The 25291-nt window shown below is 58.5% G+C and carries 18 protein-coding genes; 12 read left to right on the forward strand and 6 right to left on the reverse strand.

Going from position 1 to position 25291, the window contains the following annotated elements; genetic code table 11:
* Positions 1–35: 35 nt before the first annotated feature.
* The 4 genes from ACP2AU_RS14625 to ACP2AU_RS14640 all read right to left on the reverse strand — a co-directional run bounded on the left by ACP2AU_RS14625 (position 36) and on the right by ACP2AU_RS14640 (position 5729).
* Positions 36–1196, reverse strand: coding sequence for an acyl-CoA dehydrogenase family protein (locus tag ACP2AU_RS14625; RefSeq protein ID WP_426376954.1), 1161 nt, complete (start codon positions 1194–1196; stop codon positions 36–38).
* Positions 1197–1226: 30 nt separating this feature from the next.
* A complete protein-coding gene (locus ACP2AU_RS14630) occupies positions 1227–2843 on the reverse strand; it encodes an acyl-CoA carboxylase subunit beta (protein WP_426376955.1) in 1617 nt (538 codons plus the stop codon).
* A gap of 9 nt (positions 2844–2852) precedes the next feature.
* Positions 2853–3719 (reverse strand): SDR family oxidoreductase, encoded by an 867-nt coding sequence (locus ACP2AU_RS14635; RefSeq protein ID WP_426376956.1) that lies wholly within the window; start codon positions 3717–3719, stop codon positions 2853–2855.
* A 213-nt stretch (positions 3720–3932) separates the two neighbouring features.
* On the reverse strand, positions 3933–5729 hold the full coding sequence (locus tag ACP2AU_RS14640; protein WP_426376957.1) for an acyclic terpene utilization AtuA family protein: 1797 nt from the start codon (positions 5727–5729) through the stop codon (positions 3933–3935).
* 132 nt (positions 5730–5861) lie between these two features.
* On the opposite strand from ACP2AU_RS14640, the gene ACP2AU_RS14645 reads away from it, so the two are divergent.
* The 8 genes from ACP2AU_RS14645 (at position 5862) to ACP2AU_RS14680 (ending at position 18071) form a co-directional block, all read left to right on the forward strand.
* On the forward strand, positions 5862–6491 hold the full coding sequence (locus ACP2AU_RS14645; RefSeq protein WP_426376958.1) for a TetR/AcrR family transcriptional regulator: 630 nt from the start codon (positions 5862–5864) through the stop codon (positions 6489–6491).
* 326 nt (positions 6492–6817) lie between these two features.
* Positions 6818–7849 (forward strand): hypothetical protein, encoded by a 1032-nt coding sequence (locus ACP2AU_RS14650; RefSeq protein WP_426376959.1) that lies wholly within the window; start codon positions 6818–6820, stop codon positions 7847–7849.
* A gap of 63 nt (positions 7850–7912) precedes the next feature.
* Positions 7913–8923, forward strand: a complete 1011-nt coding sequence (locus tag ACP2AU_RS14655) for a putative solute-binding protein (protein ID WP_426376960.1) — start codon at positions 7913–7915, stop codon at positions 8921–8923.
* A 15-nt stretch (positions 8924–8938) separates the two neighbouring features.
* Entirely contained in the window at positions 8939–10990 is a 2052-nt protein-coding gene (locus ACP2AU_RS14660) for a TRAP transporter large permease subunit (RefSeq protein ID WP_426376961.1), read from the forward strand.
* A 152-nt stretch (positions 10991–11142) separates the two neighbouring features.
* Complete coding sequence (locus tag ACP2AU_RS14665; protein ID WP_426376962.1) at positions 11143–13725, forward strand: S8 family peptidase; 2583 nt, start codon at positions 11143–11145, stop codon at positions 13723–13725.
* Positions 13722–14219: a protease complex subunit PrcB family protein gene (locus tag ACP2AU_RS14670; protein WP_426376963.1), complete on the forward strand. Its 498-nt coding sequence runs from the start codon at positions 13722–13724 to the stop codon at positions 14217–14219. Before ACP2AU_RS14665 ends, ACP2AU_RS14670 begins: the two co-directional genes overlap by 4 nt.
* Before the next feature lie 93 nt (positions 14220–14312).
* The gene (gene parE, locus ACP2AU_RS14675) at positions 14313–16208 is read left to right on the forward strand and encodes a DNA topoisomerase IV subunit B (protein ID WP_426376964.1); all 1896 of its coding nucleotides are present in this window, start codon (positions 14313–14315) and stop codon (positions 16206–16208) included.
* 96 nt (positions 16209–16304) lie between these two features.
* Positions 16305–18071, forward strand: coding sequence for an SLC13 family permease (locus tag ACP2AU_RS14680; RefSeq protein ID WP_426376965.1), 1767 nt, complete (start codon positions 16305–16307; stop codon positions 18069–18071).
* Here the strand turns inward: ACP2AU_RS14680 and ACP2AU_RS14685 are convergent.
* Positions 18059–19342 (reverse strand): EAL domain-containing protein, encoded by a 1284-nt coding sequence (locus ACP2AU_RS14685; RefSeq protein ID WP_426376966.1) that lies wholly within the window; start codon positions 19340–19342, stop codon positions 18059–18061. The two genes, ACP2AU_RS14680 and ACP2AU_RS14685, sit on opposite strands and share 13 nt — an antisense overlap.
* 590 nt (positions 19343–19932) lie before the next feature.
* Between ACP2AU_RS14685 and ACP2AU_RS14690 the strand changes: the two genes are divergently transcribed.
* Both ACP2AU_RS14690 and ACP2AU_RS14695 read left to right on the forward strand, forming a co-directional pair.
* Positions 19933–20481 carry a cytochrome b gene (locus ACP2AU_RS14690; RefSeq protein ID WP_426376967.1) on the forward strand — a complete coding sequence of 183 codons (549 nt, stop codon included), beginning with the start codon at positions 19933–19935 and terminating at the stop codon, positions 20479–20481.
* Between the two features lie 59 nt (positions 20482–20540).
* The gene (locus ACP2AU_RS14695) at positions 20541–21122 is read left to right on the forward strand and encodes a YceI family protein (RefSeq protein WP_426376968.1); all 582 of its coding nucleotides are present in this window, start codon (positions 20541–20543) and stop codon (positions 21120–21122) included.
* Between the two features lie 176 nt (positions 21123–21298).
* Here ACP2AU_RS14695 and ACP2AU_RS14700 read toward each other — a convergent pair whose 3' ends face one another.
* A complete protein-coding gene (locus ACP2AU_RS14700) occupies positions 21299–21562 on the reverse strand; it encodes a hypothetical protein (RefSeq protein ID WP_426376969.1) in 264 nt (87 codons plus the stop codon).
* A gap of 173 nt (positions 21563–21735) precedes the next feature.
* Here ACP2AU_RS14700 and parC point away from each other — a divergent pair, with 173 nt between their 5' ends.
* Positions 21736–24042, forward strand: coding sequence for a DNA topoisomerase IV subunit A (gene parC, locus ACP2AU_RS14705; RefSeq protein ID WP_426376970.1), 2307 nt, complete (start codon positions 21736–21738; stop codon positions 24040–24042).
* Positions 24035–25267 (forward strand): phosphoserine phosphatase SerB, encoded by a 1233-nt coding sequence (gene serB / locus ACP2AU_RS14710; protein ID WP_426376971.1) that lies wholly within the window; start codon positions 24035–24037, stop codon positions 25265–25267. Before parC ends, serB begins: the two co-directional genes overlap by 8 nt.
* Positions 25268–25291: the final 24 nt, after the last annotated feature.

Below are 25291 nucleotides of genomic sequence, written 5' to 3' on the forward strand. Positions count from 1 at the left end.
AAGCTCCACCTGCCTACAAGCCCATACTCCAAAGACTAGTCGCGCTGCTTGCCCGGCAAAGTCCCCATCAGCTTGCAGATAATGCCCAGCATGATTTCGTCGGCACCGCCGCCGATGGACACCAGCCGAACGTCCCGATAGGCCCGGGACAGCGGGTTATCCCACATATAGCCGTTACCGCCCCAGAACTGCAGACAGGAATCCGTAACCTCACGGCCCAGACGGCCCGCTTTCAGTTTGGCCATAGACGCCAGCTTGGTGACATCCTTGCCCTCAATGTGCAGCTCACAGGCCTGATAGGTCAGCGCCCGCAGAGCTTCAATTTCCGTTTGCAACTCCGCCAGGCGGAAATGAATGTACTGGTTGTCGATCAATGGCTGCCCGAACGTTTTGCGCTCGCGACAATACTCGATGGTCTGGTCTACGCAGTGCTCCAGAGCCTTGATGATGTTCGCGGCACCCCACAAACGCTCCTCCTGGAACTGCAGCATCTGCATCATGAACCCCGTGCCCTCGGCACCGATGCGGTTGCGTTGGGGAATGCGGACATCGTCCAGGAACACCTGCGCGGTCTCGGAGGAGCGCATACCCAGCTTGTTCAGGTTTGGGCTGAAGGAAATGCCCGGGGTATTCATGGGCACGATCATCAGCGTCTTGTTCTTGTGGGGCTTGTCGTCGCTGGTGTTGGCCAGCAGGCACATGAAGTCGGCTTTGGGCGAATTGGTGATCCACATCTTGGAGCCGTTGATCACATAGTCATCGCCGTCTTTCTTCGCGGTGGTTTTCAGGCCGGCCACATCGGAACCCGCCCCCACTTCACTGACACCAATACAGCCGACCATATCGCCTGAAATAGCCGGCGCCAGAAAGTCTCGCTTGAGCTCGTCGGAACCAAAGCGGGCGATGGCCGGCGTGCACATATCGGTCTGCACCCCCACGGCCAGCGGAACACCGCCACATTTCGCCATGCCGAGTTCCTCGGCAGCGACCAGGTTGTAGCTGTAATCCAGGCCCATACCGCCGTATTCCTCGGGCTTCTGGATGCCCAGCAGGCCCAGGTTGCCCAGTTTCTTGAACAGATCGTGAATGGGGAATTCGCCTGCCGCTTCCCATTCATCGCAATACGGGTTGATTTCTTTTTCCACGAAATCGCGGACGGTTTTTCTGAGGGCTTCGTGTTCGGCTGTGAATTTCATTGTTGTTCTCCCAGTGAATCAGTAACGAAATCAGAAACGGGCGACGCCGTAGGCGTTTGGCCGAAGTGGTCGTTGTTCGGCTTCGCGACAGACCGAGAGCACCAGCGCCAGCACCCGGCGGGTGTCTCGTGGATCAATCAGGCCATCGTCCCAGAGTCGGGCAGTGCCGTAGAGTGCGGTAGAGCCATCCTCCAGCTTTTTGGCGGTGGCCTGTTCCAGGAATGACAGGGTTTTTTCATCTGGTTCGAGGCCGCTTTTGCGCTGTTTTTCTTCGGCCACAATACGCATGACTTTGCCGGCCTGGGCTGGCCCCATAACGGCGGTACGGCTGTTGGGCCAGGCAAAGATAAAACGCGGATCCAGACCCCGGCCACACATGGCATAGTTGCCAGCGCCGTAGGAGCCCCCTACGACGATGGCAATCTTGGGCACCCGGCAATTGGCCACGGCCTGAATCATCTTGGACCCGTGTTTGATGATGCCGTTCTGCTCGGAATGGGTACCGACCATGAACCCGGTGGTGTTATGCAGGAACAGGAGGGGTGTGCCCGCCTGGTCGCACAGCTGGATAAACTGGGCGGCCTTGGTGGAGCCGGCCGGTGTGATCGGGCCGTTGTTGCCAATAATGCCCACGCTGTGGCCTTCAATCCGGATGGTGCCGCACACCGTCTGGTCGTCGTAATCGTTTTTGAAGTCCAGGAACCGGGAGCCATCGGCAATGCGGCTAATAATGTCGCGGACGTCATACGGTTTCTTGGCATCGGATGGCGTCACGCCCAGCAATTCCTCCGCCGGATACAGAGGTTCGTCCCACTGGGGCTCCCGGCGAAGTGGCAGGTTTTCGTTCCAGGGCAGGGCGCCAAGAATTTCCCGGGCCTGGCGAATGCCGTCGGCATCATCTTCGGCCAGGTATTCGGCGGTGCCTGCGACTGTGGCGTGCATTTCCGCACCGCCCAGCTCCTCATCAGTCGCGATCTCGCCGGTGGCCGCTTTGAGCAGTGGCGGGCCGGCCAGGAACATCTTGGCCTGTTCACGGACAGTAATCACGTAATCCGACAACCCCGGCTGATAGGCACCGCCGGCCGTGGCATTGCCGTGCACCACGGTAACCTGAGGAATGCCGGCGGCCGACATTCGCGCCTGATTGGCAAACCCCCGGGCCCCCAGCACGAAAATATCCGTGGCATAGTTCAGGTTGGCGCCCCCGGATTCCGACAGCGACACCACTGGCAGCTTGTTCTCCATGGCGATCTGCTGCAGACGCAGGGTCTTATCCAGGCCGGCGGGGGTGATAGTGCCGCCCTTGATGGCACTGTTGCTGGCCACCACCAGACAGCGCACACCCGCTACCCGACCAATGCCGGCAATAATGCCGCCACCAGCCAGAGAGCCGTCTTTATCATCGTGCATTTTATAGCCGGCCAGTGAGCACAGCTCCAGGAATTCACTGCCCCGGTCCAGCAACCGGTTGATGCGATCCCGCGGCAGAAGCTTACCGCGTTTGGCGAACTTGTCCCGGGCAGACTCTGCAAGATCCAGCACCTTCTGCTCCACATCCCGGAAGGTGTTGATGTGCGCTTCCATGGCCTCGACATTGGCCCGGAATTCGTCGGACTGGGGGTTTATTGTTGTATCCAGTACCTGCATGGCAAATCCTCAGTCGTCGCTCAATACTTTCGGCGTAACCGCCCGGTGGAAACCGTTGTAGGGCTCATTGTTCTTCGCCTTTGGCATCGGCCAGATGCGCGTACCCTGCGACGCCGCGCCGTCAATACGCAGGCAGTCGCCGCTGATAAACGCAGCCCCAGGGCTCAGTAAAAAGCAGATGGCGGAGCTCACCTCCGACTCCGTGCCCATGCGTTTGATGGGCACCGCATCGGCCAGGCCGCGAATCCACGATTTCATGTGGGCCGGGTAGTTATCCATCCCGCTGGAGGCTATCCACCCTGGTGCCACCGCATTGACCCGAACCCCTGACGGCGCCCACTCCACGGCGGCTGTCTGGGTGAAATTCACCATCCCGGCACGAGCCGCCCCGGAGTGCCCCATACCCGGCATACCGCCCCACATATCGGCGACAATATTGACAATCGCGCCCCCGGATTTGCTCAATGCCTGGGTGTAGGCCTCCCGGGCCATCAGGAATCCGCCGGTCAGGTTGGTCCGGACGACCGTTTCCCAACCCTTCTGATTAATCCCGGTCAGCGGTGACGCAAACTGCCCGCCGGCGTTGTTCACGACCCCGTTCAGCCCACCGTGGGTCTCAATAATGGCGGTTACCGTGGCTTTCACCGATTCCTCTTCACGAATGTCGCAGGCGTGCGCACTGGCAACGCCGCCGTCTTCTTCGATCTCGGCTTTCACGGCCTCCAGTTTTTCCTGCTTACGCCCCACCAGTGCGACCCGGGCTCCCAGTGCTGCCAGCTCGTGAGCCGTACACCGGCCAATGCCCGAGCCTCCACCTGTGATAATGAAAACCTGGCCGGCAAACAACCCGGGCCGGAGAACAGACTGATAACTCATAAACACTTTCCTATAAAATGCGTCGAATCCACGAAAAAGCCTGGGGCGCCTCGCTGGGGGGAAGCCTTACCAGAACTGTGCGCAGCAGGGATGCTGCGCTCAAGCCCCCAGGGATGGGTTTACGGCGTGTTCGGGAAAGGCTTCCCCCCAGCGGGGTGCAGGCACCAAGGTTTGATACCGATGGCGATTGATCCAGAACGGCGATAACAGGGCTCATTGCGGCACCAGATTCGAGGGCACTGGTACTGGAAACTCCAGCAACTGCTGGGCAAACGCCTTGCCCTGCGGATCAATCCGCAGCGAGGCCACGCCACCGCCACCCAGGCTGTGCTCCAACAGGAAATTAAACGCCTGCAAGCCCGGCAACGACCAGCGAGTGACCTTGCCAGACGCCGGATCCAGCGTGTGCGCCATCCATTCGGCCACCGCCTGCTCCGTCAACGCCGCCTCAATGTAAGGAAGATACCCGGCATCCCGCGCAATCACCCCGATATTGCTGTGGTCACCCTTGTCGCCAGAGCGCGCCCAGGCCAGGTTGATCAGGGGAACGGTCGTATCGGTGGCGACCTCCACCCGTGATTGCGGTTCCGGTGCCAGCAACTCCGTGTGAAAGCCGCCGTTGGTGGCAACGGCAACCTCGGAGCTTTCACCATCCTTATCGACCGACACCGTGACTTCCGACTTCGGCACCAGACACGAAAACAGACGAATCTTCGGCCACACCGTCGGTCGGCCGCCGACGATACCGGTGATGCCCGGCGCCATGCCGGTGGCGGCCTGGGCGATTTCCCGGGAGAACAGCACCAGCGCTTCTTTCTTCGGGTGCGCGGTGGCGATCTTGATCACCACTTCGCGACAACCGCTGCCGTTTGCGTGAGCGCCGTAAGTGCTCTCGGTCCCCAGCAACTCGATGCTGGTTTCGGAATAATCCGGCAATCCCCGCTGCGCAAACATCGCCGAGGTTTTGGCGAGAATGGCCTCCGCGACTTTCTGCGCCTTGGCGGGGGCATTGATACCGGCCAGCAGGAAAGTGACTGTACATTTGAATCCATCCGGCCAGGTGCCAGACACCTTGTAACTGTCCGTAGGTGGCAAGCCCCGGGCTCCCTTCACGCGAACCTGATCCTTGTCGATGTCATCGAGGGTTACCTGGGTAAAATCACAGGTGACATCCGGCAGCAGATAGGCCCGTGGATCACCAATTTCATACACCAGCTGCTCGGCTACCGTGCCCCGGCTGACCATGCCGCCCGTGCCTTCGGGCTTGGTCATCACAAACTCGCCCGAGCCGCTGACTTCAGCAATCGGAAACCCCATGTTGGCGAAGCCGTCGGCCACCTCTTCCCAGTCGGTGAAGTTACCGCCGGTGGATTGGGCGCCGCACTCCAGCAAATGCCCGGCCAGGCTGCCCTGGGCCAGCTTGTCGTAATCGTCCCAGTGCCAGCCAAACTCATGGACCAGTGGCGCCAGCACCAACGCGCTGTCGGCTATCCGGCCAGTGATGATGACATCGGCACCCTGTTCCAGAGCGGCGACCAGCCCCGGTGCACCCAGGTAAGCGTTCAAGCTCACCATCATGGCGGGGAAGGGCTGGCCTGTGGTCATTTCAGCAATGCCGGCTTCGGCCAGCGTCTGCTTCTTCGCGAGCAGATCGTCGCCAAGTACCAGGGCAATGTTCAGGTCTACGCCCGCCTTGTCACACAGTGCCTGGAGTGCATCGCGGCAGGCCTCGGGATTGACGCCACCGGCGTTGGCCAGCACCCGGATACTCTTTTCTTTGATCTCACCGAGCAAGGGCCCCATCACAGTTTGCACGAAGTCCCGGGCGTAACCCTGGGTGGGATCTTTCATCTTCTGGCCGGCCATGATCGACATAGTGATCTCGGCCAGGTAATCGGCCACCAGATAATCAATATTGCCGTGGCGCACTAACTGCGCCGCTGCCGTTTCGGTATCGCCCCAGAAAGCGGCAGAGCAGCCGATACGGATGGTTTGGTTGGCGTCTGACATATTCTTGGCCTTGTTCTGATGCCCGCACTGGCGGGACGTTATCCAACAATGGAAATGACGATACCAAGCAAGCGCTTGGTTTGTAAACAGGGAAATCTCGGGTAGAATAAAAAGTCCCACCAAGACAACCGGATGGCCTTTGTGAACCAGAACCCGATCCTGCAGTCCCTTATCGCCGAACAACGTGTTTCCGACCCTGCGAGCGCTCGCGGGCGGCTGCTGAATGAGGCGGCGCGACTGTTCCGGGATAAAGGCTATGAGCGCACCACGGTGCGGGATCTGGCAGCGGCTGTGGGCATTCAGTCGGGCAGTCTGTTTCACCATTTCCGCACCAAGGAGGAAATCCTCAAGGCGGTCATGGTGGAAACCATTCGGTTGAATACGGCCTTGATGCAGGCCGCCGCAGGTACCGCCGAGTCACCTCGGGAAAAATTGCGGGCGCTGGTGCGGACAGAGTTAGAGTCAATCAACGGCCAGACCGGCGAGGCCATGGCGGTGCTGGTTTATGAATGGCGCAGTTTGTCCGAGGACTCCCGGGCGGAAGTGCTGGAGTTGCGGGATATTTATGAAGAGTTGTGGCTGTCGGTATTGCGTGAACTGGCTGCGGCAGGAGAATTGGGGGCCGATCCGTTCATTACCCGAAGAATGCTGACCGGTGCGTTGAGCTGGACGGTAACCTGGTATCGCCCGGAGCGGGGTGGTTTGTCGCTGGATGGCCTGACGAGCCAAGTGATGTCCATGCTGGGGTTCCATCCCCGGTAATGTGCACAGGTCTCAAAGTGGCACGCTTGTTCTGAAATGCGTGTCTTTGGTAGTGCGTTGTTTTAAATCAATTAAATGTTGGTTTTTCCGCTTTTTCTCAGGCCATTGGCCTGATCGGCATACCTGTTTCGGCAATCAAGCCATTTCTGTCTGACAACATTCCTCGCATTCTTGCTCACGTTCGGGCCCCGACTGAAAAGCTTCGGAGCCGGTTCACGGATTGACGGGCATCAAGTGTGATAAAAACTCTCGTCATCCCTTACATACAAAAATAATGTCAGACAGGTCGAATTATGATCTCCTCAATGGTTGTTCGGGCGGGCCTTATGATGGCTCGCGTGCGTGGCGCAGTACTGGGCAGTTCTGCACTGCTGCTGGCTGGCTGCTCTGCCAATCCTATCTACACCACCACCGGTGTCGTGCTGTCCAGTTATTCGGAATCCGAGGCAACGCCCTATGTCATGCAGATGTCTGACCCCGGGATGGCCTGCGCGCTGGGCGAGGGGACCGATCCGCTGGTCTACTCCTTTTCCCGGGTCACTGATGCTCCGGATTCAACCGGCTCATTGTTGATGCTGCTGGCGGCTAACTGCATGGAATACCGGGCCTGGGAAGCGGAGCTTGGTTATTTGCGGGCGGAGTATGAGGGCGAGGTGCCCGCTGCCAAAGACGCGCGAGAAGTGTCCAAAAGGCTCTACGCGCAGACGGCCAAACGCCGCTACCAAGCCTTTGCACGGGCTATGGCCGCCTACGATTTTGACCCGGCTGCGGAGCCACTGGAATGCCCTTTTCTGTTCACCGAGCAGGATGAACTGACCTTCCTTCTGGGACTACTCACCGGTATGCAGGCGATTGTGAACGACTCCAACTCCGGTGCTCTGGCCGGTGTTCCCCGCAATATTGCGCCGCAGGCAGAGCGTGCCGCCACCTGTGTTGACAATGAAAAATGGGGTGGCCTGCCGAATGCTGTTCGTGCGCTGGTCTGGCTGCTGTTGCCGGATACCCGCCCGGAACTGTCGCCAGACCCCTGGCAGGTATTGGACAACAGCGCAGAGCTGGGCGTTGAATCCGGCATTCGTGCGTCCTATGCCGTTCAGGTTGTCGCTGCCGAAACTTTCGGCCGTCCGAACGTGCTGGCGGATGCCATCGCCGGTTTTGCGGAGGCCGAGGAGCGCATCGAGGTGTGGGATGAGTACCAGCTGGTGGATGAGGTCGCCCGTGGCGTTGTCCAGTTTGCCTCGGACAAACACTGGAGCACCCATTATGGCCACCGCACCCCGCAGCGCTTTTTCGGCAAGATGAGCCCCGAGCGCGACCTCGAGAACGTCGAAACCATGGATCTGGATGGCCTGCTCTGAGGCTGGTCGTCCAGACCACTCTGCCGTAATGACCAAAACCACAAGAATGACCCGGAGGTCGTCATGATTCGCAAATCCCTCGCAGCCCTGTCTCTTGCCGTTGCCGCACCGCTGGCTTCCGCCCAGCCGGTTTCCATGTGCGTGTTCGATGTCATCGGCGCCAACGGCGATGTGTATAACATGGTCAAAGACTATGCCCTGGAAATGAAAGCCCACGGGGTGGATTTCCAGCTCAAGCCCTACACCGATGAGGGCGTGGCCATTGGTGATTTTAATGCGGGCCAGTGCGACGCCGTGGCCGCCACGGATATCCGTATCCGGCCATTCAACCGCTTTACCGGGAGCATCAGTGCCGTGGGTGCGTTGCCCACCTACAGTGACCTGAAAACCCTGCTGGCCACTCTGGCCCAGCCCAAAGCCGCCTCCCTGATGAAAGATGGTGATTACGAAGTGCTGGGTATCGTGCCGGCGGGTGCCGGCTACCTGTTCGTGAATGACCGTGAGATAGATACTGCAGGCGAGTTGGCGGGCAAGCGGATTGCCACGCTGGATTATCAGAAAGACGCCATTCACATGGTGAACTATGTCAAGGCGACAGTGGTGCCCTCGGACATCACCAACTTTGCCGGTAAGTTCAATAATGGCTCGGTGGATACCGCTTATGCCCCGGCGTTCGCGTATCAGGCGCTGGAACTTTACAAAGGCATTGGTGACCAGGGCGGTATTGTTGACTATCCGCTGGCGCAACTGACCATCCAGATTATTGCCCGTGATGAGGTGGTCGGCGATGACACCGCCCAGAAAGCCCGTGAAGTTGCCTGGGGTATGTACCCACAGGCCATGAACCTGATCGAGAGTCAGGAGAGCGCCATTCCGGATGCGCAGTGGCTGCGGATTCCGGAAAAGGACATCGTCGGTTATCAGGAGATGTTCCGCCAGAACCGTCTGGAAATGCGTGACGGTGTCGATGGCGCGCCCAGCGTGTATCACCCGAAAATGCTGAGCCTGCTCAGCAAAATCCGGTGCGCCAGCAATCCCGGTGCCTCAGAGTGCACAGCGGATAACCGGGAATAAACGGGGAGCCTGATCATGAACTGGCGTGCAATGACTGCTACGGGTGTGAGAACCCTTTATCCCGTGCACCGTTTGCACGGGGTGGTTCTGCTGGCTTTGCTTCTGGCCACTCTGCTTCTGGGGATGGGCAATTCGCTGCATTCCCGTTTGTTGTGGGTAGGCGAGCAGGTATGGCCCAACTACTACCTGCTCAATCCGGATGCGACTGAGCCCACCTGTAACCTGTTCATGGATATCGACACGGAGGTTGAACGACGGGTTCAGGCGTACAAGCCGGACCCGGACGATCTGTTCAGTTCTCCACCGAACCCCGAGGCAATCCGGCAGTCCTTGCAGCGTAACCTGGAGCTCTGCGAACAGCGCCACTTGCAGTTTGCAGAGAATCAGAAACACGCCACCTGGGCACTCGGAGTGTATAAAACCGTGGAGCAGGGCCTGGCGGATTTCCTGCTGGATAATATCGACCTGACCAAGTTCCTGTTTATTGGTATGTTTGCCCTGGCCGCAGCTATTGCCGCCCTGGATGCCGACCACATTGCCCTGCGCCTGCCCCGGAACCGGGCTGAATGGCGTTTCAGTCAGGCCGTCCAGTTTACGGTGAATGGCCTGATGATCTTGTCGCTGAATGCCTATACAGGGCGTCTTGCCCAATCTCCGGGGGCCGACACAACCATGGTGTTGCAATATGCCTGGGGGGGCGTATTCGGGGTTTTCATGATCATCAATGCGGTGCGGTTCGTGTATGTGCCGGAGCGGATGCGTGCCGGCAGTCTGGCCTTGTCTTCAGGGCTGGTGGTGCCGCTGTATTGCACCATGGGCCTTATTGCCATGAGCTATTTCTTTTTTGTGGATGGCTACGCGTCGGGTCTTGCCATCTATTTCGGCATGATGTCGAACCTGTCCTCAATGTTCATCAATATCGGCCTGTATGTGCTGGTGGGGATGATGCTCAAACAAACCCGGGTTCCGGAATTGCTGCTGAACCTGGTCAAGCCGTTTAATCTGCCCGCACCTTTGCTGGCTTCGGTGATTATCTTCGCGACGGCCTTCCCGACAGCGTTTACCGGGGCTTCCGGTATTTTTATTCTGGCCGTGGGCGGGGTGGTTTACGATGAACTCCGTCGGGCCGGCGCCGGGCGCCAGTTGTCACTGGCGACTACCGCCATGTCGGGCAGTCTGGGGGTGGTGCTCAACCCCTGTTTGCTGATTGTGGTTGTTGCCGCGCTTAATAAAGAAGTGACCACAACCGAGATGTATGGCTGGGGCTTCTGGGTATTCATCATGTCGGCCACGCTGTTCTCGATCATCGTGTGCAAAACCGAGGGCAACTGGAAGCCCCGGCCGGCACCGAGTGCCTTCCGTGCGGCTGTCCTGGAGCTGCGCCCCCTGCTGCCGTACGTTTTGACGGCGGCTTCGGTAATCCTGGCTATCTGGGCGATCCTGGGTCTGCAGTTCAACGAGTACAGTGCGCCACTCATTCTGCCTCTGGTTATGCTGGCGCTGGTGGCCATGGACGCGGGCCGCAATAGCCGGGATGCCGGCCAGAGTCGCACGGGCGCTTTCTTTGCCCGAAGCACGGCGGCCGCCAGCGACTCGGCCGTGCACATTGGCGCCTTGCTGGCTTTGATAGGCTTCTCGATTTGCCTGGGCGGCATCCTGGAACGCTCCGATATCGTGCATGCACTGTTCCCTGAAGATCTGACCAGCCCGTGGATTGCCATGCTGGTGATTGTGGTTATGCTGACGGTTATCGGCATGGTTATGGATCCGTTCGGGGCAGTGATTCTGGTATCAGCCACCATCGCCCAGCCGGCGCTGCAGATTGGCATTGATCCGTTGCACTTCTGGATTGTGTGCCTGGTGGCCTTTGAACTCGGCTATCTCAGTCCGCCGGTGGCTCTGAACCACCTTCTGACCCGGCAAGTGGTTGGCGAGACCGAGGTACTGGCGGCTGAGCGCACGGGCAGCTTCTGGCACCGGTATGAACGCCTGCTGCTGCCGCTGGCGGTTATGATTCCGACACTGCTGCTGGTGGCCTTTGTGCCCATGTTTTTCTACGTTTGGTAAGGCCATTGAAAGCAAAGTAGTATGAGAGAACCCGCGTGGCTGCAGCTCGCGGGTTTTTTCATGGGTATCGGCGTAAATATGGCGCAGGTCGATCAGGGATGGCTGGCCGTATACTCTGCAGAGAAGTTCAATAAAAGACAACGAGAGAAGCCGTGAGATTATCGATTCTTCCTTTTGTTCTGGTGTCAGGGATGACATTGCTCGCCGGCTGCGGCGGTGGGTCTGGCAGCTCCGATGCCGTCGCCCCCATCGCTCCGCCCAGCCCGCTTTCCGGCGTGATCAGCATTGAGGCCAACAGCCGGGTGGATCAGGATACGATGGATCAGCTGGGGCTTGAGGGCGCCGCGCCCGCCTCGGGGGCCCAGAGGCTGCCGGAAAACTTTGTGATGGCGGGGTATGTGAGCGGCGGTAGCGGTTTTTATCCGGTTGGCCGATCGGACTGTCAGGACCTGTCGTACTCGGCGGACGCAACCGATACGTTCAGAGTGCCCCTTGCCCCGGGTGAGACTCTGGTGCTACAGAGCTTTGGCAGTTGTCTGGGGGATCCCGAACTGGAGCTGAGACTGGACACCGGTGCCGCCGATACGGCCACTATTGGTGGTACCGCCCGACTAACCGGCTTTACCGAGGCGCGGGAGTATACGGTCACGGTCGGCACCCGGGACGCCCGGCCTGCCCGGTACATCCTGGCAAAAACCGCCGGTATGACGGCTGACAATCTTTCTTTTGAGTGGGTCGACCACGATTTTGTCGAAAACCATGCTCTGGTCACTTTGGTTGGTCAGTCAGGCCAGCAAAGCGTTATAGCTGTTGATTCGGGCGTCACTTCCAGACATCTGGGTGGGGCAAGCTGGTTAATGGCGAGGACTGTGCCATCGGCTCTGAATAACACGCCCGATGCCGCCAAACGCGAAACCCTGGAATGGATTCGTGAATTGCGCCGCCACCCGGGGGCTGCCGAGGTGCAGCCAGATTATCGGGTGCAGGCCCAGCAGGAAGCCGGTACGCCGATTAATGAGCCGGGTTACCCCCGCCAGTGGCACTACGGGCTGATCAACGGGCCGGCAGCGTGGCAGCTGGTGCCGAATGGGGGAGCCCCGGTGGATGTTGCGGTTCTGGATACGGGCTTACTCAGGCTGACTACCGGGTGGCATCCGGATCTGGCTTTGAACGTGCGGGGTGGTCGTGACTTTGTTGATAATGACAGTAACCCTGCGGATCCGGGTAACAGCGTGGGTGGTGATGTTTTTCATGGCACCCATGTGGCAGGCACGGTCGGCGCGGTGATCAATCAAGAAGGCATAGGCGGCGTGGCCTTTGGCGCGGGGATTGTCCCGGTTCGCGTGCTGGGCGAGGGTGGCACAGGTGCCGCCTCCGACCTGATTGCCGCCATTAACTGGGTGGTCGAAGAGGGGCGAGCCGATGTGGTGAACATGAGCCTTGGAGGGTTGCCGGAGATTGGTCAGCTGGAGTCTGCGCTGCAAAACGGAGTCGACAATGGGGTGCTGTTCGTTGCTGCGGCGGGTAATTCGTCGACATCGGTGAAATCCTATCCGGCGGCCTCGCCTTCTGTGCTGGCTGTCAGTGCCGTCGACGGCGCTGGTAATCTCGCCGGTTACTCGAACTTTGGCAGCTGGATCGATCTCGCTGCGCCGGGGGGCGATGCGAGCCGCGATGGCAACCTGGATGGCAGTTCGGACGTGGTATGGAGTACCAGTGGCGAGCGCACCACCACAGGATTCCGTGCTGGCTATCGGGGGCTTCAGGGTACATCGATGGCCGCGCCTCATGTGGCCGCCGTGCTGGCGTTGATGAAACAAGTGGACCCGGCTTTGAATCAGGGCACGGTGATGAGACACCTGATTGCCGGGGATCTGACCGATGGTAATGGTAGCCGAAATGACGCGCTGGGGTATGGTCTGGTTGATGCGGCAAAAGCCGTATCCGCCGCTGCCGATGGTCTTACCGGTACGGTGCTTTCCGCCTCTCCGGCCGTGGTGTCACTCAGCAGCGAGGGGAAAGACCGGCAGCGCGTTGAGCTGAATGTTTTCGGCAATGGTTCGGTCTCTGATATCGCTGTCGGGCGCCTGCCGGATTGGCTTGAGGTGACATCGGGCAGCCTGACCTCACAGCCGTACTCGTTGACGGTATCGCTGCTCAGGGAGCGCCTTGTTGCCGGTGAAGCCGCCCGGGGCAGCATCGAGGTGACCTACGCGACGGGGACCGGTGGGCCTGAAACGCTCTCCATTCCCGCGGTTGGCCAGTTGATCAGCGATCAGGAAGCCAGAAATGCCGGTCGACACTTTGTGCTGCTGGTCAATACCGAACCCGATGATCGCGGCTTCTATCTGGCAGAATCCCAGGTGGTGGTAAACGCCGATGCCGGCCAGTACCCCTTCCGGTTCGAGTTCGATGACGGCGAAGAACCCAGGCGCCTGAACGAGGTTCGTCCGGGTAAATATTATCTGGTGGCCGGAACCGACCACGATGGCGACGGCCTGATCTGCCAGCCGGGAGAGGCTTGCGCGGAATACCCCGTGGCTGGCCTTAGAGAGGTGGTGTCTATCACCGGGGAGTCGGACCTGTCGGATATCCGGATGACCACCAGTTTCTCGCGCCCGACCATTTCCAGTGCCACCCCCGATATCCTTCCCAGGCCCGGCTTCAAAGGTTACAAGATATTGCAGGCCGGGCCTGATCCTGCACCCGACAACGGAGTGAAATCGGTCCGATGAATAAGGCCCTCGCTCAATGTCTTGTCACACTTGCAGCCTCGCTGCTGTTAGGCGCCTGCAGTGCCACTGGCAGTGCGGAAACCGCTGGAATTGTGAACGTGCGCCAGATTACCCAGTCGGCCCATTGTGGCCTCACCGGTCCGGGCGTGGCGTTTGTGCGTTCAGAAGCGGAACGCGAGGCCCTGTTGGATGTCAGCGGCCAGAACATGGCCACGGATGCGGTGCGCAAGGTTGCACTGGAGCAGGAAGCTCTGGTGCTGGTCACCCTCGGCCAGAAGCCAACCGCGGGATACAGTATTGGCCTGAATCGCGCCCATCGGCAGGGGCAAACCCTGGCACTGCATATGCGGGTGCGGGAACCGGCGCCGGACAGAATGGTGGCTCAGGTAATTACCTCGCCGTGCGTGGTGCTGGCGGTTGAGCCCGGCGATTGGCATCAGATCACAGTGTCGGGCGTGACTGAAGAGGCTCTGGTCCGCAAACTTGAACACTGACCCACTTGGCGCCACCACAAAACAACCGTTGATCTTTCAGCCTGAATCCCTAAGCTATGGCGCAACGATCATTTGCGGAGCCACGCCAGTCCTATGAGCGAGCAACAGTACAACGCCGATTCCATTGAAGTCCTGAGCGGCCTTGATCCGGTGCGCAAGCGCCCGGGTATGTACACCGATACATCGCGGCCGAACCACCTGGCGCAGGAAGTTATCGATAACAGTGTTGATGAAGCGCTGGCCGGTCATGCCCGGAAGATCGAGGTTGTTCTGTACAGTGATAACTCACTGAGCGTCGAGGACGACGGGCGGGGAATGCCCGTGGATCTCCATAAAGAGGAGGGCCTGCCCGGGGTTGAGCTGATTCTTTCCAGGCTGCACGCGGGCGGCAAGTTCTCCCAGGGCAATTATAACTTCTCCGGCGGGTTGCACGGTGTGGGGGTTTCCGTCGTAAACGCCCTGTCGACCCATCTTGAAATCACCATCAAACGGGACGGTCAGGTTCATCGGATGACGTTTGCCAATGGCGACAAAGCGTCCGAACTGGAAGTGATCGATACCGTGGGCAAGCGCAACACCGGTACCCGGCTCAAGTTCACACCGGACTCCGGTTACTTTGACAGTCCCAACTTTTCGGTTAGCCGTCTGCGCCATAACCTGCGTGCCAAGGCGGTGCTCTGCCCGGGCCTGACGGTGACCTTCCTGCAGGAGAAAACGGGCGAGAAAGACGAGTGGTGTTACGAAGATGGCCTGCGGGACTATCTGCGCAGTGCACTGGCCGATATTGAGGCGGTGCCGCTGGAACCATTCACCGGCAGCTTCTCTGGTAACAAAGAAGCCGTGGATTGGGCCATCCAGTGGTTGCCCGAAGGGGGCGACGCCGTTCTGGAAAGCTACGTGAACCTGATTCCGACGGCGCAGGGTGGTACCCATGTTAATGGCCTGCGTACCGGGTTGCTGGAAGCCATGCGCGAGTTCTGTGAGTTTCGCAATCTGCTGCCCCGGGGCGTGAAATTGTCGCCCGAGGATATCTGGGAGCGGGTAGCCTACGTTCTCTCCTTCAAAATGCAGGAGCCCCAGTTCTCGGGCCAGACCAAGGAACGGCTCTCTTCCCGGGAGGCGGCGGCGTTTGTTTCCGGAGTGGTGAAAGATGCCTTCAGCCTGTGGTTGAACCAGCATACCGATATTGCCGAGGCCCTGGCTGAGTTGTTTATCAGCAATGCCCAGCGGCGGCTGCGGGCCAGCAAAAAAGTGGCACGAAAGAAAGTCACCTCGGGCCCGGCGCTGCCTGGCAAGCTGGCGGATTGTTCGGGCGCTGACGCCACGCGTTCTGAACTGTTCCTGGTCGAGGGGGATTCTGCCGGTGGTTCGGCCAAGCAGGCCCGGGATCGGGAGTTTCAGGCTGTGATGCCGCTGAGAGGTAAAATCCTCAATACCTGGGAAGTGGATTCCAGCGAAATCCTGGCGTCCCAGGAAGTTCATGACATTGCGGTTGCGATTGGGGTCGATCCGAGTTCCGATGACCTCGCCGGCCTGCGTTACAACAAAATCTGTATCCTCGCGGATGCAGATTCCGATGGCTTGCATATTGCCACGCTTCTTTGCGCATTGTTCGTCAAGCATTTCCGGCCGCTGGTGGCCGCGGGCCATGTGTTTGTGGCCATGCCGCCCCTATACCGGGTGGATCTGGGCAAGGAAACCTTCTATGCCCTGGATGAGCATGAAAAGCAGGGCATCATCGATCGCCTCGCCGCGGAAAAGCGGAAAGGCAAGATCCAGGTCACGCGCTTCAAAGGCCTGGGCGAGATGAATCCGCTGCAGTTGAGAGAAACCACCATGGCCCCGGATACCCGTCGGCTGGTTATGCTTACGCTGGAAGAGGGCGATGATACCGACGAGCGGATGGATATGCTGCTGGGCAAGAAGCGCGCGTCGGATCGCCGAGCCTGGCTTGAGGCCTATGGGAATATGGCGGACATTGCGGTCTGATATTCTTTAAAGTGCTATAAAAATCGATAGTTATTCTTTCTCAGAATTGCTCTGCCTCGCTATCCTGCCAGCTTTTACACCGGAAAAGACCGAGTTATGGACTGGCAAGGATGGTTTTCCCTGGGCCTGGCACTGGCCGCCCTTTTATTGATGAGTTCAGGTCGCTTTGCGCCGCATCTGGTCATGATGACGGTGCTGGTGGTGCTCAGTGCCAGTGGCATTGTGTCCGCCGACGAGGCGCTGGCCGGTTTCAGCAACAGTGGCCTGATCACGGTGGTGGCGATGTTCGTGGTGGCCGCCGGCATCCATCATTCCGGTGGTGTCGATTTGCTGGTCAATCACCTGCTACGCAATCCGAAATCGGTTCGCTCTGCCCAGGCCCGCATTGCCCTGCCAGTCTCGTTGTTGAGTGGTTTTCTCAATAACACCCCCGTGGTTGCCACCATGATTCCAGCGGTACATGCCTGGTCCCGAAAAATCGGTATTGCGCCCTCAAAGCTGATGATCCCTCTGAGTTACTCTGCCATCCTGGGTGGCACGCTGACGCTGATTGGCACCAGCACCAATCTGGTTGTTAACGGGCAGTACCAGCAGTTGACCGGTGAAGCCGGGTTTTCGATTTTCTCCATTACCGCCGTTGGTTTACCCGTGGCGATCATTGGCCTGGCGGTCATGCTTCTGGTGATGCCGCGGCTGTTGCCCGATCGTAAAGACCAGCAGAAGTTTGGCTCCATGCGCGAGTTTACGCTGGAAGTGGCGGTGTCCTTTGAGGGGCCGCTGGTGGGCAAGACCGTGGGCGAAGCCGGCTTGCGGGAGCTGGAGCGATTGTATCTGGTGGAAATCGAGCGGGATGGCAGCGTGGTCACGGCGGTGCCCTCGGAAGAACGGCTGCGTGGCGGGGATCGTCTGGTATTTGCCGGCGACACCCAGGCGATTTCAGACCTGTTGCGCATCAATGGCATTGTGCCATCGGTTCACGACGACGAGCCCAGCCTCAGTCAGGATCGGGCAGAGCGTCGCCTGGTGGAAGCCGCGCTGTCTCCGCAATCGGATGTGCTGGGGCTGACCATCCGGGACGCAAGGTTCCGGGATCGTTACGGTGCCGTGGTGCTGGCGGTGGCCCGAGGTGGAGAGCGAGTGTCGGGAAATCTGGGCAATATCCGCCTGAAACCCGGTGATGTGTTGCTGTTGGAAGCGCGACCGGCGTTCGTCAGTCGCCAGCGTTACAACAAGGATTTTCTGCTCATCAACGACCTGGAAACGGAAACGCCCCGGCATGACCGGGCCTGGCTTTCGTGGGGTATCCTTCTGGTACTGGTTGGGTTGGCAGCTTGCGGCGTGATGAGTATGCTCAACGCCGCCTTGCTGGGGGCCTCTTTGATGATCCTCTCCGGCTGCTGCTCGGTGGGCCAGGCCCAGAAATCGGTCGATGTGCCGGTGATTCTGACGATCGCGGCCTCCTTTGCGCTGGGGGCGGCCCTGGAAGAAACCGGGGCGGCGGCCTTCATGGCCGAGAGAATTCTGGCCTTCAGTTCGGGTGAGGTTCTGCTCACGCTGTTTCTGGTTTACTGCGCGGTGTCTTTTCTGACCGAAGTGATCACCAACAACGCGGCTGCCGTGCTGGTGATTCCCGTAGTGCTCTCGATGACTGGCAGTATGGGCGTGCCTGCGGAACCCTTTGTCATCGCCGTGATGATGGCCGCCTCGGCGAGCTTCGCCACGCCACTGGGTTATCAAACCAACATGATGGTATTCGGCCCTGGCGGCTATCGGTTTTCCGATTTTGTGAAGGTTGGGCTGCCCATGAACCTGCTGGTGGGCGTTGTTACCGTTGCGGTTATTGCTGTGGTTTACGGATTGTGATCCGTGTTGGCCAGAATATCGCAGCACAGCACCCGGAGTTGTCCTTCCAGATAAAAGGCCAGTGACAGGGTTACGCACATATAAGCGCCGGTTACGCAAAGGTAGGGTGCGGTGACGTGAATGCTCTCGGGCTGGGCCAGAGCCTGGCGGAGGTATTGCTGGCGAAACCAGTCTGCGCTGCTGGTGTTTTCGAGAGGGCGGAATCGGGGGTCCTGTTTTTCAACGGCGCGGTCTGAAACCAGCGTGTCTTCAAGCTGAACACCGTTGTCGTCGACCAGATAGCAGCGCGAGACGGTATGGTGGCCGAGCAACTCAAAGCACGCCTGGTCCATGGAGAGCCCTTGCTGAAGGCGCTCGATGACCCGCCTGAACGGCTCGGTGAAGTGGTTGACCACCAATTGTGTCGGGTCGTGGCTAATCTGTTTGCTGCTTTTATATTCCTCCAGCAAATCCTCGAAATTGGTGGTCGCCTGGGGCAGTTCATCCAGTTCCAGGCAGGGGCGCCGAAAATAAAAACCCTGCACAAAGTCCACGCCTGCATCAATCGCGATCATCGCCTGAGCACGCGTCTCTACACCCTCCAGTAATACCAGACAGCCTGATTGATGAAGCAGAGAGACCATCCCGTTCAGTATCTGCCTTGCGCGAGACTCTTCGGTGGCTCGGGTCAGCAGGGTTCGGTCCAGTTTGACAATATCCGGGGAGAGGTTCCAGATGCGCTCGAAATTGGAGTGCCCGGCACCAAAATCATCGATGGCGATCAGGCAGCCCAGCTTGCGGTAATAGGCCACGGTGTCCCGCAGTTTCTCGGCGTCATCCGTTGGCTGCTCGACAATCTCCATCACAATGCGGTGTGGCGGCAAACCGGTCTTTTCGAGCAGTTGGCCGAAAAACGAATCTGACTGGGAGCCTGAGGTGACCACCTGGGGAGAAACGTTCAGGAACAGCCAGTTAAGCTGATCCTTGATCTCGCTGTAGTTGCGAATGTGCAGGTAGCGACAGAGCCGGTCCAGCAGCAGATTTTCGGCTTGCGAGGCGGGTAGCTCGAAAAGATGGAGGGGCAGCACCGACGCGTTATCGTTATCGAAAGCACGGATCAGGGCTTCGTAGCCGACCGTTCGTTTGTGGGAAATACTGTAGATCGGTTGCAATGCGGTGCGCAGTTTCAAACCGCGAAAGTCCGCTGTCCAGACTGGCCCCTGCTGGTTCAGCATTGGCGAGAGCAGGTCTACTTCCGTCGCGGGCAGGGAATCAGACAGATTGTGGGACATAGGCGAAGGTACCCTTCAACGAATACTCTGGCGCCTTCGGAAGCTGAACGCCAAACTGTTAGCCACTGTGCCTGTGTCCCTGGCGCCGACACCCGAACCTGGGTGATCGTACTTTGACTATTGGAAAGGTTGCCAAAAAAAAGGAGCTATTACCACCACTTAGTTGGTAAAAGACGAAACAGTTTGTAGCTTTTGGTAAGGTCAGATGGGTAAAGAAAGCCCGGCTGAAACCGGGCTGGTGTTGAATCAGTTATTGCTGGGTACTACCACAGACTCGTCGAATTCAAGTTCCATGTCGTTTCCTCTCGGTCACTGAGGCCCCGTGACGGGGCGGGTTAAAAGTATGGGTAAAGTCTATCGTGCTGATAATTTCCGGCAATCCGTAAAACCGCATACGACCAAAGTGGTTGCTGTCAAGTGTTAACTGCACAGGTATCGTCATGATCAGAAAATTTGATGGTTGCAACCAAAACATTTTGGTTTTGACCCGTGCTGCCGCCCCCTAGACTATGATCTCAGTATCATGAGACGTTTGGGGCCAAGTGGCCCGGATACCAGTACCAGAATCAGTAAAAGGAGCGTGTGTTTTAATGCAGGCAAGAAATTCGGAGGGCGCGTATGGCTGGGTGGCCATCGTACTGCACTGGGCCGTGGCCGTGACCGTCGTCGGGCTGTTCGCGCTCGGGTTCTGGATGGTCGGGCTTTCCTACTACGATCCCTGGTACCGCCAGGGCCCGGACATCCATCGCAGCGTCGGCATTCTGCTGTTTATCGTCATGGTGGTCCGGTTAGTCTGGCGTATGCTCAATCCTGCACCACGGCCCCTGCCTAACCACAAGCGCTGGGAGATTGTGGCCGCTCATGTTGCCCACGGACTGCTCTATGTTCTGATTTTTGTCGCCATGATCAGCGGTTATCTGATTTCAACGGCCGATGGATCCGCCATTCACGTGTTTGACTGGTTCTCGGTTCCGTCGGTAACAGGGCAGGTTAAGGGGCTCGAGGATACCGCGGGCGCTGTTCATTACTGGCTTACCTGGGCGATTGTCGTCCTGGCGGGAGTGCACGCGCTCGGTGCGCTCAAGCACCATGTGATTGATCGTGACAGCACGCTCCGTCGAATGCTCGGATTGTCCTGACACCCTCGGCCAATCGCTGAGTTTTACACAACGCATACCAAACTCGAAAGGAGTATACGATGAAGAAAATATTGCTGGCTTCAGTTATTTCAGCAGCCATGATCGGCCCGGTTCAGGCAGATGAGCACAGTGGTACCTATGCGTTTGATACCCAGGGGGCGCATCAGTTCATCACCTTTAAAATTTCCCATCTGGGCTACAGCTGGCTATATGGCCGGTTCAACGATTTTGACGGTGAATTTACCTACGATGCCGATAACCCGGAGAACAGTTCAGTATCTGTGACCATCGACACCGAGAGCGTCGACAGCAATCACGCAGAGCGCGACAAGCACCTGCGCGGTGAAGATTTCCTGTACGTGAGCGAATTCCCTGAGGCAACGTTCGAAAGCAAGCGGGTGATTGTTGATGAAGCCGGTGAGGCTGACATTATCGGTGATCTGACCCTGCGTGGCGTGACCCGCGAAGTCACTCTGGATGCGGAAATGCTGGGGCACGGTGCGGACCCCTGGGGTGGCTATCGCATGGGGTTTGAGGCTGAGACCGAATTGCGCCTGAAAGATTTCGGAATTCCGATGGACCTCGGAGAGGCCTCGGAAACCGTTGAACTTGAAATCTCGGTTGAAGGTATTCGTCAGTAACCCTTACCGGAACTGAACTTCCAGGCGACGTTTCCGTTCGGGAAGTCGTCTGGCTGTTTATTTTCGCCTTTTCGTTAAAGCCTCCCTCAAGAGGCCGTTCTTATGGCGCCGGCCATGTTCGCACGGGCCGGTTTCCTTCCGTTGTTTCCTGTTTTCAGATTGCACTGCGTGGTGAGTCAGGAATTGCTCGTGCTTTCCGCATTTTCGGTAGCCGAGGGCTGGTCTGTCTGATCGCAGGCGCGACAGAGGTGGCGCTGGCGGAGAAACTGAGCGGCGAAGATCACGGCCCAGATCAGCACACCCGCCCAGATGTAGGGTTTGGGCACCTGGAAAGTGCCGCTGATGGCAAATTCCACCAGGAGCATCAGGGCAACGGCCAGAACCGCATTCACCAAGGCTGTAACCATGGCTTGCCCGCAGGCTTTGAGGTTGGGTTTCATAGATTTCCGCTTGTTCAGAGAGTAAACGGCTTACCAATCACTGTGCCGAGAATACGGCGCACCTTACAGACTCTCCATGCGGGAATTCCGCTATTGGAAATTGGTGTATCGGAGCCGGCGTCCATATAATGTGCGCCACACCATTGATAGGCACCCAAGGCAAAGAGGCGTCCATGCCAGAGTTTCAGACAACGGATGAAGGTTTCGAGCGGGTATCACTGCGGGACTACACCGAGAAAGCGTATCTAGATTATTCCATGTACGTTATTCTGGATCGTGCCCTGCCCAACGTGGGGGACGGTCTCAAGCCCGTACAGCGGCGGATTGTATACGCCATGTCGGAGCTGGGGCTGAAGTCCACCTCCAAATACAAGAAGTCTGCCCGTACCGTCGGTGATGTTCTTGGTAAATTTCACCCCCACGGCGACAGTGCCTGCTATGAGGCCATGGTGCTCATGGCCCAGCCGTTTTCTTACCGCTATCCACTGGTTGATGGCCAGGGTAACTGGGGGTCTCCGGACGATCCGAAATCTTTCGCCGCCATGCGGTATACCGAATCGCGACTGGCACCGTTTGCAGAGGTGCTGCTTAGCGAATTGGGGCAGGGCACCGTGGACTGGGTGCCCAACTTTGATGGCACCATGGAAGAGCCGTCTGTGCTTCCGGCCCGTTTGCCCCATGTATTGTTAAACGGCACGACCGGTATTGCCGTGGGCATGGCGACGGATATCCCCCCACACAACGTAAGGGAAGTCACGGCCGCCTGTATCCGGTTGCTTGATCAGCCGGAGGCTTCGGTGGATGAGCTCTGTGAGCACATCAAGGGGCCGGACTTCCCGACGCGCGCTGAAATCATCACACCACGTAAAGACCTCCGGCAGATGTATGAAACGGGTCGTGGTTCACTGCGGATGCGTGCCCGGTGGGTTCGCGAGAACGGTGAAGTGGTGATTACCGATTTGCCTCACCAGGTATCCGGAAACCGGGTGCTGGAACAGGTTGCCCAGCAAATGCAGGCAAAGAAACTGCCGATGGTGGCGGATCTACGGGACGAATCGGATCACGAGAATCCCACCCGGCTGGTGATTGTGCCCCGGTCTAATCGGGTGGACCTGGACGGGCTGATGGCACACTTGTTTGCCAGCACCGACCTGGAGAAGACCTACCGGGTAAACATCAACGTGATCGGGAACGACGGTCGGCCCGGTGTCAAAGGTCTGCACACCATTCTTACGGAATGGCTGGCGTTCCGGAGAACAACGGTAACGCGTCGTTTGCAGCACCGGCTGGACAAGGTGCTGGCGCGTTTGCACCTGCTCGAGGGGTTGTTGATCGCTTACCTCAATATTGATGAAGTGATCGAAATTATCCGCACCGAAGACAAGCCCAAAGTCGAGCTGATGGCCCGCTTTGGCTTGTCGGCCGAGCAGGCCGAGGCGATTCTGGAATTGAAACTCCGGCATCTGGCCAAGCTCGAGGAAATGAAAATCCGCGGCGAGCAGGACGAACTGTCGGCAGAGCGGGATGAGCTGCAGGCTATCCTGGGTTCCGAGGACCGGCTGCGGGAGTTGATCAAAACCGAGCTGAAACAGGACGCCGAGACCTTCGGCGATGACCGTCGCTCGCCCATTGTTGAGCGTGAAGAAGCTCGGGCATTCAGTGAGACCGATCTGGTGTCCAACGACCCGGTGACCGTTGTGTTGTCCGATAAGGGCTGGGTTCGTGCTGCCAAAGGGCACGACATCGATCCTGGCGGGCTCAGCTACAAATCCGGCGACCGTTTTGCCCTGGCGGCCCGCGGGCGCAATAACCAGCAGGCGATTTTCCTGGATTCGACCGGGCGGGCTTACTCGCTGATGGCCCACAGCCTCCCCTCGGCGCGGGGGCAGGGTGAGCCGCTCACCGGCCGGATCAACCCACCGTCGGGTGCCACGTTCTCCGGCTTGTTGATGGGGAACCCGGAACGCAAGACGTTGCTGATCACCGATGGCGGTTACGGATTTGTGACGTCGCTGAATGACATGATCAGCAAAAACCGGGCAGGCAAGGCTGTCGTCAGCGTGCCAAAGGGAGCCCGGATCATGCCACCGGTATCGATCCCGGAGACGGCGTCCCGGCTGTATCTTGCGGCCATTTCGAACGAAGGGCGAATGCTGGTGTTTCCGCTGAGCGAACTGCCTGAGTTGGCAAAGGGCAAAGGCAACAAGATCATCAGTATTCCCTCGGCGCGAGTGCAGAACCGTGAGGAGTATGTGGTGGCGGTTGCTGTGTTTGGTGAGGATGACCAGCTCGAAGTCAAAGCCGGCAAGCGTAAGCTGGGGCTGCGCTTCAGTGATCTTGAGCATTATCTGGGCGAACGTGGCCGGCGCGGACATAAGCTCCCCAGAGGGCTGCAGCGTGTGGATGGTATTGATGTGATTCCTTCGGCCGCACGGGCGCAGGAAGAAGCTCAGAACGGGGAGAATGCAGACAGTGAGTGAACTGGTACTGATCAATGTATCCGGGCGTGACAAGCCCGGCCTGACCTCGGAAATTACCGGCATCATGGGGCGCTACGATGTTCGCATTCTGGACATTGGCCAGGCCGTCATTCATGACCATCTCACCTGGGGTATCCTGATTGAGATCCCCGATGAATCCAAGTCATCGCCTGTGATCCGTGATCTGCTGTTTCGCCTTCACTCGCTGGATCTGCAGGTGCATTTTGCGCCGATTACCGAGCAGGATTACCAGGTTTGGGCGGAGGGGCGAAACCGTGCCTGCTACATCGTGACCCTGTTATCGAGGGACATCAAGGCGGAGCAGATCGCAAAGGTTTCGGCCATTACCGCCCGCCATGGTCTGAATATCGACAACATTACCCGGCTGTCGGCCCGACCATCGTTGAATACCTCCGAGAATCGTATTGCCTGCGTGGAGTTCTCGGTGCGTGGCACGCCCTCGGATCTGGAGCAGCTGAGGGCCGATTTCCTGCACATTGCCGGTGAGATGAACGTTGATATCGCCTTCCAGGAGGATTCGATCTTCCGGCGTAATCGCCGGCTGGTGGTGTTCGACATGGACTCCACCCTGATCGAAGCAGAAGTGATCGACGAGTTGGCCCATGAAGCGGGGGTGGGCGAACAGGTTGCCGACATCACCGAGCGGGCCATGCAGGGTAAGCTCGATTTCAGTCAGAGCTTCACAGAGCGACTGGCGTTGCTTAAGGGGCTCGATGAATCCGTGCTGGAGGGGATTGCCAACCGTCTGCGGATGACCGAGGGCGCCGAGCATCTGATCCGCAGCTTGAAAGCACTGGGCTATCGTACCGCCATCCTCTCCGGTGGCTTCACCTATTTCGCGCGCCATTTGCAGCGCAAGCTTGGCATTGACTACATCTACGCCAATGAGCTGGAAATTGTCGATGGTAAGGTGACTGGCGCGGTGAAGGGGCAGATTGTCGATGGCAAACGCAAGGCCGAGCTGCTATTGGAAATTGCCGGAAAAGAGCATATCTCCCGGGAGCAGGTGATTGCTGTCGGCGACGGTGCCAACGACCTGCCCATGCTTAGCCAGGCCGGTCTGGGCGTTGCTTTCAGGGCCAAACCGCTGGTCAAAGAGTCGGCGCGCCACTCCATTTCTACCCTGGGGTTGGACGCCATTCTGTATCTGATCGGTTTTCGGGAAAGCGAGACTAACCAGTCCCTTCAGAATACCCATCTCTGAAACAAAAAGGGCGAGAATCTTCTC

Origin of the sequence: Marinobacter sp. VGCF2001 (genome assembly GCF_049943275.1) — a bacterium.
Classification (GTDB): domain Bacteria; phylum Pseudomonadota; class Gammaproteobacteria; order Pseudomonadales; family Oleiphilaceae; genus Marinobacter.